The 10,506-nt window shown below is 61.1% G+C and carries 9 protein-coding genes; 4 read left to right on the top strand and 5 right to left on the bottom strand.

The annotated features are described in order from the left end of the window. Window positions 1-38 precede the first annotated feature (38 nt). Entirely contained in the window at window positions 39-719 is a 681-nt protein-coding gene (locus NMG70_RS16900; RefSeq protein ID WP_254025593.1) for a hypothetical protein, read from the bottom strand. 324 nt (window positions 720-1,043) lie between these two features. Beyond that, window positions 1,044-1,340 (bottom strand): hypothetical protein, encoded by a 297-nt coding sequence (locus tag NMG70_RS16910; protein WP_254025622.1) that lies wholly within the window; start codon window positions 1,338-1,340, stop codon window positions 1,044-1,046. A gap of 630 nt (window positions 1,341-1,970) precedes the next feature. Here NMG70_RS16910 and NMG70_RS16915 point away from each other — a divergent pair. The 3 genes from NMG70_RS16915 (at window position 1,971) to NMG70_RS16925 (ending at window position 5,123) form a co-directional block, all read left to right on the top strand. Further along, the gene (locus NMG70_RS16915) at window positions 1,971-2,819 is read left to right on the top strand and encodes a LysR family transcriptional regulator (RefSeq protein WP_254025594.1); all 849 of its coding nucleotides are present in this window, start codon (window positions 1,971-1,973) and stop codon (window positions 2,817-2,819) included. 313 nt (window positions 2,820-3,132) lie between these two features. Then, window positions 3,133-4,302: a CBS domain-containing protein gene (locus NMG70_RS16920; RefSeq protein WP_254025595.1), complete on the top strand. Its 1,170-nt coding sequence runs from the start codon at window positions 3,133-3,135 to the stop codon at window positions 4,300-4,302. After that, window positions 4,275-5,123 (top strand): sensor histidine kinase, encoded by an 849-nt coding sequence (locus NMG70_RS16925; RefSeq protein ID WP_254025596.1) that lies wholly within the window; start codon window positions 4,275-4,277, stop codon window positions 5,121-5,123. Before NMG70_RS16920 ends, NMG70_RS16925 begins: the two co-directional genes overlap by 28 nt. Before the next feature lie 132 nt (window positions 5,124-5,255). On the opposite strand, the gene NMG70_RS16930 is transcribed toward NMG70_RS16925, so the two are convergent. Then, window positions 5,256-7,799 (bottom strand): NAD-dependent epimerase/dehydratase family protein, encoded by a 2,544-nt coding sequence (locus NMG70_RS16930; RefSeq protein ID WP_254025597.1) that lies wholly within the window; start codon window positions 7,797-7,799, stop codon window positions 5,256-5,258. Between the two features lie 347 nt (window positions 7,800-8,146). Here NMG70_RS16930 and NMG70_RS16935 point away from each other — a divergent pair, with 347 nt between their 5' ends. Further along, window positions 8,147-8,446 carry an XRE family transcriptional regulator gene (locus tag NMG70_RS16935; RefSeq protein WP_254025598.1) on the top strand — a complete coding sequence of 100 codons (300 nt, stop codon included), beginning with the start codon at window positions 8,147-8,149 and terminating at the stop codon, window positions 8,444-8,446. Between the two features lie 283 nt (window positions 8,447-8,729). Here the strand turns inward: NMG70_RS16935 and NMG70_RS16940 are convergent, their stop codons facing one another. Both NMG70_RS16940 and NMG70_RS32970 read right to left on the bottom strand, forming a co-directional pair. Beyond that, the gene (locus tag NMG70_RS16940; RefSeq protein WP_254025599.1) at window positions 8,730-9,191 is read right to left on the bottom strand and encodes a PTS sugar transporter subunit IIA; all 462 of its coding nucleotides are present in this window, start codon (window positions 9,189-9,191) and stop codon (window positions 8,730-8,732) included. Window positions 9,192-9,830: 639 nt separating this feature from the next. Continuing rightward, a complete protein-coding gene (locus tag NMG70_RS32970) occupies window positions 9,831-10,145 on the bottom strand; it encodes a DUF1127 domain-containing protein (RefSeq protein ID WP_367185543.1) in 315 nt (104 codons plus the stop codon). Between the last annotated feature and the right edge of the window lie 361 nt (window positions 10,146-10,506).

The raw sequence follows: 10,506 nt of genomic DNA on the forward strand, positions 1-10,506 counted from the left end.
TCTCCCTTTCACCTGCTCAAAATTCCGCAGTCATGCTCTCATTGTGGCGGTGGCGTCTGCGGCGCTGGAGTCTCCGGCGCTGGATCCTGCCCCGTCACAGATGGATTGCCAGATCCCTGAGGGGCCGCACCGGACTTTTGCTGATACTGCAGGTCGAGCGCCGCCAGTGCAAGCAACGGCGGCGGCATGGCGACGCCGGCCACTCGCATTTCCCGCGCGGTCTTCTGGCATTGCGCAATGTCGTTGGCGGCGGCCAGTTCCTCCGCTTTCGCGGCGTTGATCACCGAATCCTTGGGAGTGCTCGAACTATCGGCGGGGGGCACCGGCGCGGCCCTGCTTTCCTTCTGGGGCGCGTTCGTCGCCGATCCGTTGGCCACCTTCTCCTTGCTCGGTTGTGGAGCATCGCTGGCAACCCCGGTCTGCCCGGTAATTTTCTGCGCAGAGCCCGTCCCGGTTTCGGGCTTGGCGGGCGCGGCTGCGCTGGTAGAAGATGTGCCAGACTGCTGAGCCGGGGCAGCTGCGGTCGGGGTAGCCGCTTCGGCAGGCGCCTTCATGAAGGCGAGGAGCTCCTGGCAGAGATTTGCGGGCCCGCGCCCGCCTGGCTGCTGGGGCGTCGCAGGAACGACCGCTGGCGCCGTTGACTGGGGGGCCGTGCTCGTCTGCGCCAGCGAGGACGACGCCGACAGGGCAACGATTCCTGCGAGAAGCATTTTTTTCATCGCTTTGCTCCTTCCCTAATGAAATCACCCGCCTCGGCGACAACATAACGTCAGAAGGTGCCCGAACGATCCATGGAATTGACGTTCTCCATCTGGTTGGTGTTTTGGGCTTCACCTATTCCGACGCCGCCGAGGCGCTCGGTGTACCAATAGGAACTGTGTTGTCCCGGTTGAGCCGCTGCCTCTCAAAAGTAGCATGCAATATCAGCAGCCGCCCCAGGGCAATTGCGTTGTGGCGATCTCGCGTCGAGTCCTCTGTCGTCCGTACAAGGATGTTCACGCAGCCGACTGCAATGTGCGACGAGGCTTGTGGTCTCTCCCCTTCTACTCGAACATCAGACGAGCGGTACCCCTCTTTGCGATCAACCGCCTTCGGATATCCTGAATTCGCTCCGCCTGCCGTTTGCTATAAGGTCCCATCGGGCGGGTCTTCTTGTCGCCGCAGCGAACATTGCAATACCAGTTGTTGCCGACGGCGTAGATTTCAACGGATGTCGGGGTATGGTTCGATTCTCTTTCCACGACCTCGTCGAGAAACTTGACGATCGCCGAATAGCGCTGCGGGGACGTAACTGCACGCACACCGTTGGCTGTGTTCGATTCCTGCTGCATAGTGGCCATGGTCTATTCCTTTCGATCGCTGGGGCATTCCGCTCCGAACTGCGTAGCCCGAGAGCGCCTCCCTACGCGGCCCATTGGTGTTCCATCGCTACCTCGGCCTCGAGGCTTCGATTTCGCGGAAGATCGATGCGACGGCCAGCGTTCGCCCGGCCGCTTCGGATTCTCTCCTGCCGGCACCTTCGGCTTCGTCTACCCCGAACCGAAACTACCTCGAGGCTGGTCGGGCCGCATTCAACCGAGTGTCCGACCGTTTTCGGTATCACGCAAACGAATTTAATCGGCAATTGGGTGCAGCTTTTATGCTAACTCAATCAATCCGCCGTCGTCGCAGGATCGCTGCCCTGTCTTCCTTCCCATCCGCGAGACAAGCTTCGAGCTCCGTGTCGGTGAGCGGGTGCCTGGCAAGAGTTCTCAATGCTGCCGGCCGCACCGTCGCGACCTCGGCGCCTGCCATCGCTGCCCCCGCGATCGGAACTCTTCATCCCCGTCTCTAGCGGACTCCGCCGCGGCATTCGCCGTTCGGTATCAACCACGGGGCTCGGCTGTCGTCCGCTGAAGCATACCGCGCAGGCAACTTGCCTGACAAACGAAGTTGTTTGACATTTGAGTGCAAGTTTTATGCTATGTCGGATGGACATCGAGCTCGCGCGAACTTTCATCGAGATCGTTTCGACCGGAAGCTTCATTCGGGCTTCGGAGCGGCTGAATGTCGCTCAGACGACCGTGAGCGCCCGAATCCGCAGCCTCGAGCAACAGCTGGGACGTGCACTTTTCATTCGGCATAAGGGCGGAGCTTCGCTCACTCCGGCAGGCGAGCAATTCCTGCGTCACGCACCGATGTTCGTTCAGCTATGGCAGCGTACGCTTCACCAGGTTGCCGTGCCGCCTGGCCGACGCGCCGTTCTGACAGTCGGCAGCGAGGTCAGCCTTTGGCAACCGCTCCTCCTTGACTGGGTGCGATGGATGCGCCGGTCACTGCCGGACATCGCGCTTCGGGTGCACGTCGATGTGCCGCAGGATCTGATCAATCAAGTTGCATCGGGGATGGTCGACGTCGCGATCATGTACGCGCCCCAGCATCGCCCGGGTCTGAAAATTGACCTGCTCACGGAAGAAAAGCTCGTGCTCGTGACCACCGATCCCGAAGCGCGCCTTCTAGGCGGCCCTGAGTATGTGTATACGGATTGGGGACCCGACTTTGTGCTTCACCACGACATGAATTTCCCGGATGTCGCACCCGATCTCTCTTTCGATCTCGGCCCACTTGCGCTCAGCTACCTTCTTTCGGCCGGAGGTTCCGGCTATGTCAGGATGAGTGCGGTGCAGCCTCATATAGCGGAAGGCAGGCTTCACCTCGTGCCCGAGATGCCGCAATTCTCCTATCCGGTCTACGCGGTGCAGTCCGCCAGCGCGGATGAAACCGTTGTAGGGCCAGCCATGGCTGGACTGCATTCCATTTCAAACGGCAGTACCGTTTAGGTCCAACTTCGGCAGTGAGCTTTTGCTGACGCTGTTGTCGTGCATTCGTTGATGACCACCGGTCAGGCTCGATGGCGAGATCAAGCAACGAACCTGCATTCAAGTGGCAATAACTTTCGTTGGACCTAGCACACTTTTCGGTAAACACTCGGGCATCGATTGCAGTCTCCGAACTCAGGCCCCAGTGGCACTTGCCACTGGAAAGGGCGCTTGCATGCCTCTCCATACTTCTTCTAGATCCGAGCTCCCGATTTCGATTGCGCAAAGCTCTATGAGGTTCGGCAGACCGATGGGGCAGCGGGAGGAACGGCTCATGAGCATTCGCCTGCAGCAGGAACTGATCAGGCACGCGTGCCAAGGAATACCCACCACTTACAGGCAGTTGCTCCGATCAGTTGGAACCGTCGCAGGCGTCGACGAAACTCTTGTCAGGGCCTCACTTGAAAGACTGATGGATGAGGACACGATCGCCGCCAGGCCTTTCGTGACAGCTCTTGTTATAGGTCCCCAAGCAGGTGGCCTTTCGGAGCCATGGTTCTTCAGCAAGGCTCGAAAGTCCGGACGACTGGTCCCACTGTCGGATGAACTCGAGGCGTGGGCTTTCCACGCAAGAGAACTGCAGCGAGCAGTTTCGTATTATCGGACCTTGTCGTCGAACGCCGCGGCAGCCCGCTGGGATCGGAGCCCAGGCGTGGGTATCGAAGGAGCAGTCAAAATGCTGATGGCCAAAGATGTAATGACCGCCGACGTCATCACTGTGGCGTCCGACACCACTATTCGGACAGTCGCCGAACTCCTCGTCACCCAAGGCATAAGCGGAGTGCCCGTCCTGGACGACGATGTTCTGGTGGGCATCGTGACCGAAGAAGACCTCCTCCATCGAGCCGAAATCGGCACGGCCGCGCGCCCGGTGTCATGGTGGTCCAGGATATTCAAGAACAAGGCGGTGCTTGCCGCCGCGTACAGCCGCGAGCATTCAACCCGCGTCGTGGACGTTATGACCAAGAACGTCGTAACCGTCGAAGAATCCACGCCGATCGCGGACATCGCCGACCTGTTGGCGCAGCGAAAAATAAGGCGGGTTCCCGTGATGCGCGGCGGGAAGGTCGTGGGGATAGTCAGTCGCGCCAACATAGTTCGCGCCTTGGCTGCAACCGCGAACCTTCCACGAAGCGCCTGCAGGGCAGACGACGAAACTATCCGTCAGCACATTCAGTTGGCTTTGCGCGATGAGGCGTGGCCGAGCGCCAGCACGCCCAATTTTACGGTCAAGAACGGCGTGGTTTCCTTCTGGGGCACCGTAGAGTCCGACGCCGAACGCGACGCCCTCCGGGTCCTATGCGAAAACATTCCGGGTGTTCAGAAAGTCGAGGACCATCGTATGATTCTGAGCTTTCCGACCGTTGCCGTGTGTAAGACGACATCCTGCGTCTTGTTATGCTATGAACAGGAATTGTGGCGGATTGGCTCTGGGCCGTCGTGACGAATGCGGCAACGGCGTCCGATTTTCCCAAGCCGCAAATTGGCAACAAGGTGACCCAGGAAACGTCAGTCCAGCCTCAGACTCCGCTACCTTCCGCCACTGCGGCGGAGCAGCGGGCAACTGCGACACGCAGGCTGGCAGCGCTTGGCGAACTCACCGGAGGAATAGCCCACGATTTCCGGAACTTGCTGACAGCAATCGGGTCAGGCCTCAGGCTGGCTGAAAACAACTGGGAGGATCCCACCAAACTGCGTGCATACCTCGCGGAAACGAAGATCGCGATCGACGGAGGGATCGCGCTGACCTCTCAGCTTCTCGCATTTGCCAGGCATCAGAGCCTCGCCCCCCATGTCGGCAACGTGAATGAGTATTTGCACACCTTCGAGCCTTTTCTCAGATACGGCGCGGGGCCGGACGTTCGTCCTATCTTGGATCTCACCCCTGACCTGCCGAACTGCCTGCTGGATCCCGCCTTCTTCGACGCGGCCGTCTTAAATCTTGTCACCAACGCGAGGGACGCGATGCCAAACGGAGGCAGGATCGCCATCAGCACCAGTCAGGTTTCTGGCTCCGACACACCTGGAATCAACCTCACCTCGAGCCACGTTCGCGTCAGGGTCAGAGACGAAGGCTGTGGAATGCCCGCCGACATCATCCGCGAAGTGTTCGATCCATTCTTTAGTACGAAAGGTGATCGCGGGACGGGGTTCGGGCTTCCGCAGGTGCGCGCGTTCATGGAAATGGTCGGTGGCACGATAGCGATCTCCAGCGAACCGGAAACGGGCACGACTGTCGATCTGCTTTTCCCTGCCGTCACGTAAACCGGCCGTTGTCGCGAAAAACCGTCGGTTGACCCACGGATGCACCGAACGGTTAGTTCGCACCGACTTTCCAGCCCCATCTCGTATTCTCCAGCCTCGCACAACTGGTTCGTTCCCCTCAGCCATTTCAGGTCAGACGATTGCTCGATCCCAGCCGCCATAGTGCTCTTCGCTGCGGGTTCCCCGGGGCAAGCTTAGACCCATCAGCGCCACGCCAATGATCCCTGCTGCCGCCGTCCCAATCAGTGTGCCGCCCTCGAACACGAACGGTGATGCTGCGACGGCAAGACCAAATGGCACATTGAGGAAGCGAACGGGCCGCGCCACCTCGGCCATCGCCGTGACCGCCACCATGATTACCAGGCAACCGGCGATATGGTCGCTGAAATAGAGCGGCGGCTCGGTGCCAAAGACGAGCGGCGTCGCCAAGAGCAGAATACCGAGAGCCATGCTCGCCACCAGCGTCCACGGGTAGTTGACGCCGCCGATGAGGAAGTCGCGCAGCAGGCTCGCTGCCGGACGGTCGAGGTCCGGGGACGGCGTCTGGTCCTCCGACAGCGCCGGTCCGCCTTTCCAGAAAGTGCGCCAGAACGGCTCGCCCGCCTTCTTGGCGCGCCACAGATACTGGACGGTCGCCAGCACCTCGTCGACCGAATAGGGAATAAGCACCACGGTGACCGCCGCCTGGACGATGCAAAGCGTGCAAAGCGCGCCGATCAGAGGCGGCTGGATGATGATGAAGAAGACGCTTGTCACGCCGAGCGGGATGATCAGCAGCCCGAACAGGAATACCATCCACGGCATTGTGCGCCAGCGCCGACGGTCGCCTATGGCACCGGCCAGGATGTCCAGGGCATAGGCGAAGGCGCCGAAACCGGCGTCGGCGATGGGAAAGCCCTTTGACACCCATGAGGTGACTACCGCCTCGCTGCCATTTGCGACCGGCGCGACCCCCGGTCCGAAAAACGGATCCCAGAGTCCGTCGATGTGGCCCATCTGGTACGCCGCGAGATAGCGCGAGACGAACAGGCCGACGAAAGCGAGCGCCACGATTGGTATGCGCTGCGTGAAAGATGACGGCGAATAGCTCCAGCCCATCGGCCTGTCGTCGTCAGCGGCCAGCGCGCGCCGGCTGATGCCGGGCGTCGGCGGGATCATCACCACGAAGGCGACGATCAGCATGCCGATCAGCGTGTCGATGCTGTAAGCGGCAGCGCTGCTGGTCCAGAAGAGGAGCGGCGCGAGCATGATCCACACGCCGACGGCAGCGGTGACCCACTGCATCCAGTTCCAGTGGCGATACATGCCCAGCAGCGCGAAAACGGCAACCAGTAGACCTGATACGATCTCGCTCACCCCGAGGCGCATATTGCGAATGGTGGCCTCGTCGATCTCATGTCCGAGTGCCGGCGGCGGCGCGACGCTCACCGGATCGAACAGTCCAAGGATCATCGGCGACGAAATCAGCCATAGGCCGAGCATGGCGCTCGTCAATGGTGCCCAGAGCGTCCAATAGCGGTGTTGCTCCAGGCCTGCGTCCACCTCCGCCTCGTTGCGCTCCAGCGGTCCCGCTATCCGCCGCCTTGCCTGCGCGAGCTCCGGCCCAGATGCCGCCACCGCGGCCGGATGCAGCTTGTTCTTCTCGTACCAGTCGGTCGGATCTGCCTTAAGCCGGCGTATCATCTCCGGCAGCGTTCCCCAGAGACTGTGACGCGGTCGCCAGCCGAGCAGCCGCCGAGCGCGCGAGGCATCAATCTCGTAATGGTCGTCGGAGTTCTCGATCATCCACGGCTGGATGTCGGTGTCCTGGTCTAGCACCTCGGTCTGGAACCATGATCCGGCTTTGGTCAAGCCCTTTGGCAGCGACAGCGTTCGCCATTCCTCATCGTGAACGAGCCGTCCGATGCGCTTCTGCATCTCCTCATAGGAAAGGGTCTCTTCTTCGCCGACCAAGAGCACCGTCGCGTTGGGAAGCTCCGCGCGGCGGTCCACCGTTCGGACCACTGCGTCGACGAGATCGTCCCTGTGCAGATAGGGTTGGCCGCTTTCGAGATCGCCAGTGAAGAGGTAGGCCGTGGGCCGTCGTTCGAAGATGCGCGCGATCTGCTGCGCGATGAAGGCCGCGCGGCAGTCCTCGTCATAGACGCCGGCCAGCCTGAGAATGACGGTCTTTATGCTGCCGCGCTCGCGGCCGATCAGAGCTTCGGTTTCCACCTTCGATTTTGGGTAGGCCCAGGGCGGGTCGAGCGGCGAATCCTCGTAGATCCTGACTCCCTTTTCCGGACTCGGAGCGTGGACGAGCAGGGTGCTGGAGAAGACGAACTGCTCGGTTTCCAGCGTCTTGAGGGCGGAAAGCAGCCTACGCGTTCCCTGCACCGTGACGGCGTCATATTTCGGATTGTCTTGACCCGTCGAGTCGTAATAAGCAGCGAGATGAATGACGGAGGCGATGCGCCCGTTGCCGCGTTCGCGCACCTCTTTGACCGCCTTCGTGACGCTTTCGTCCGAGGTGAGATCGACGGGGACCGTTTCCGTGCCTTTCGCCGTTTGCCTCGCATTGGGCAGGTCGAAGCCGATGACGCGGTATCGGCCCTTCAAGCCATTGGTGATCGCTTGACCCAGAAAACCGCTAGACCCGGTGATCAGTACGATGGGCAGCCTTTTGTTTCTCGTCATGTTGCTCCCGATTGGTTCGAGCGGCAGGTCCTTGACTGATTGTTGCTTGTCAGCCGGGCTGCAGTTCGATCGGATCGAGTTACCGCGATCACTCTTCACGGGACACTTTGACGGTCGCGATTGGAGCTGACAAACGAAAGATATTGGCGCTTTGCAGCAAGAAACATGCACCAACCCAGAGCGCGTCTGCAGCGCGTCATCGCCATCGCTCCCCGCAATCTTTTTTGCGGTTCAGCGATGACCTCGGTCCTCGGTCCCCTAGCTTCCTCGATGGGCCTGCATAGTTATTGCGATTGCGGTATGCTCGACGAAAGTACCCAATGAAGTGAAGAAGACGGAGGGGCAACATGATCACCGGTTCCCAATGTCGCGCTGGACGCGCACTCGTAGAAGTTACGCGGGGCAAGTTGAGCGTGCGGTCCGGCGTTGATGAAGCCGTCATCGAGGGCTTCGAGCGCAAACTTCAGGAGCCGGAACCGGAGGCGATCGCCGCCCTCCAAGCGGCGCTTGAGGCGCTTGGGGCGGTGTTTATCGATGAGAACGGGGGCGGCATCGGCGTCCGACTGAAGTTCACCCAGTCGGAAGGAAGACGCATCGCACGGCTGGAAAGCGAGGGCGGCATAGTCGCAAGCGATAGAGTACCCTAATCCAACCTTCCGGCCCTGGACCGAACGTCTACGGGGGAAACAGAACCTTGAATGCCGCTGCGAAGCGTCCCGGAGCGGGAGCCAGGTTCAGGCAAGCGAAGGTTCTGTCTTCGCCACCTCCGCTGATGTGGCTGGGTAGGCTATCCGCCCACAAGCCGAAGCAACGGCTGCCGCGGTAATCTCCCGGTTTAGCCATCCTCGTCATCTTTCATTGGCTTGTCGCGAAGGCCGTGGATCGAAAGTTACGCCAGATTGGTGACCGCACGTCCCAGAATCCTATGCTTCAGCGACCGACACGTTCCTCGAAGGTTTGGATCCAGGCGTGCGCCTCGACGGCCGTCCGGGATTGCCGGAGCAACTCTGGAAGCTCAGCGCTCCGCAGTTGGCGCAAGACACCGAGCAAGGCGGGCACAAATCCTTTCGTATCCGCTGTCGGCCACACCAGGGCAAGCAGCAGATCGACGGAATCGTCGTCCGGCGCGCCGAATGGAACTGGCCGCTTCAGCGTCGCCAACACAGCCGCCGGAGCGGCAATCCCGTCCAGCCGGGCATGCGGTATCGCGATGCCATTGCCAACAGCGGTCGGCCCGAGCCGTTCGCGACGAAGGAAAGAGGCCAACACCGCGCCGTGGCTCCTGCCGACCTTCTGCGATAGTCGGGCTGCCATGCCGCTCAGGGCCGCGCGTTTCCGGTCAGCCTGCATACCCAGCAGGACATCATCCTGCCCTCCGACGAGTTCGCTCAACCTCATAGCTGGCTTCGCATGGCCATCGCCGGAACAAGCTTTACGACTCGGCCGCGGCCTCGGGATCGAAAAGGCGGACCACGGCCATTCCGGACGCGGAACCACGATCGGGATCACGTCCGGGCGGAAAGCCACACTGGGGCGCCCGGCGCCAATCCGGCTCACAGCCGCACCTGTCGCCATGCCGGGCGGCCGGACGGATGGCGGTGCGGCTCCGGCTGATCCATGAACGCCGCAGGCGCGACCACCGAAGCGATGCACCAGGCACAGCGGGAGGCGGCTCTCGGCAAAGCACGGCCACAGGAAAGGCAGATACGCCTTGAACAGAAAATTCTCATGTCACGCTCCCTCGGTACGGCGCGCTGGCGCCGCAGGAATGAACCGCTTTGGAATGCCCCGGAGCAGGATTATGTGCGGGATTCAGGGTGAGAGAGCCTGCTCCGGGCAAGGGTACGACCTTCCCCGGCAAGCCTCGAAATCCTGACGAACGTCTCCATGCACATGTGGGTTTACCTTGTCTAACAGGCCCTACTTTTCAACCGCGGCGGCCGCGTCGGCCCGGCGATCAGAGCATCGCGAAAGAGACGACCATCAGCACGAATATACCGATGGCAATGATCGTCCTGGTGGTCGTGTCCATCATTGGCTCCGGTTCATCCGGCCGACTGGCGGCTTCAGGCCGCCTGCCGCATCTTCCGGCGTCGACGCGGACGCACGATCCCTCAACGGAACCTCTTCCGGCCGAAAAAGGCCTGCCACCACCCTCGGGATATCATTCCGCGAGATGCCGATGTCCTCCAACTGCCTGTCGTCCAGGCGGCTGAGTTCGTTGATGGCGCGGTTGCTCTGCCAGCGGCGGACTGCTCTCAGGAAGAGTTGCGCGACAGTCACTCTTGGCGTGCGCGACGCGGGGGTATGATGTTCGGTGCTGGATGAATGTTCGATTATGGACACTTTGTCCCTCCTTCATGATTGGATGACCGCAACGCGGCATCCGTGCACGGCTGATGGACGGACATGCATGGCTAGCCGCTTCTCGGCGCCGCGGACGCGGCTCGGAACGGCAGGCATGTCAGTCGTTATGAATGAAGCTGATCTCCCCGAGACGACGAACGGAATCGTTCGAGCCGCTCGGGGCTATGAAAGCGTCAGGAGGGACGCCGAGACGACCAAGTATTTCTTATGGCGACCTGAAGTGATCATGCTCCGGATATGGGTATTCCTGGGAGCAGTTCAATCGATGGGGGAAGCCCTGCGGCCTTTGGACGCTAAAATGCCGAACGTCCGAGTCGGCAACCGGAAGCGGGCATTGGAG

It is taken from the genome of Mesorhizobium ventifaucium (assembly GCF_935822925.1).
In the GTDB taxonomy this organism is placed as follows: domain Bacteria; phylum Pseudomonadota; class Alphaproteobacteria; order Rhizobiales; family Rhizobiaceae; genus Mesorhizobium; species Mesorhizobium ventifaucium.

Bases quoted from the DNA above. Each gene is read 5' to 3' on its own strand.
- NMG70_RS16910 (WP_254025622.1), bottom strand. From the start codon at position 1,340: ATGGCCACTATGCAGCAGGAATCGAACACAGCCAACGGTGTGCGTGCA.
- NMG70_RS16930 (WP_254025597.1), bottom strand. From the start codon at position 7,799: ATGACGAGAAACAAAAGGCTGCCCATCGTACTGATCACCGGGTCTAGC.
- NMG70_RS16915 (WP_254025594.1), top strand. From the start codon at position 1,971: ATGGACATCGAGCTCGCGCGAACTTTCATCGAGATCGTTTCGACCGGA.
- NMG70_RS16920 (WP_254025595.1), top strand. From the start codon at position 3,133: ATGAGCATTCGCCTGCAGCAGGAACTGATCAGGCACGCGTGCCAAGGA.
- NMG70_RS16935 (WP_254025598.1), top strand. From the start codon at position 8,147: ATGATCACCGGTTCCCAATGTCGCGCTGGACGCGCACTCGTAGAAGTT.
- NMG70_RS16900 (WP_254025593.1), bottom strand. From the start codon at position 719: ATGAAAAAAATGCTTCTCGCAGGAATCGTTGCCCTGTCGGCGTCGTCC.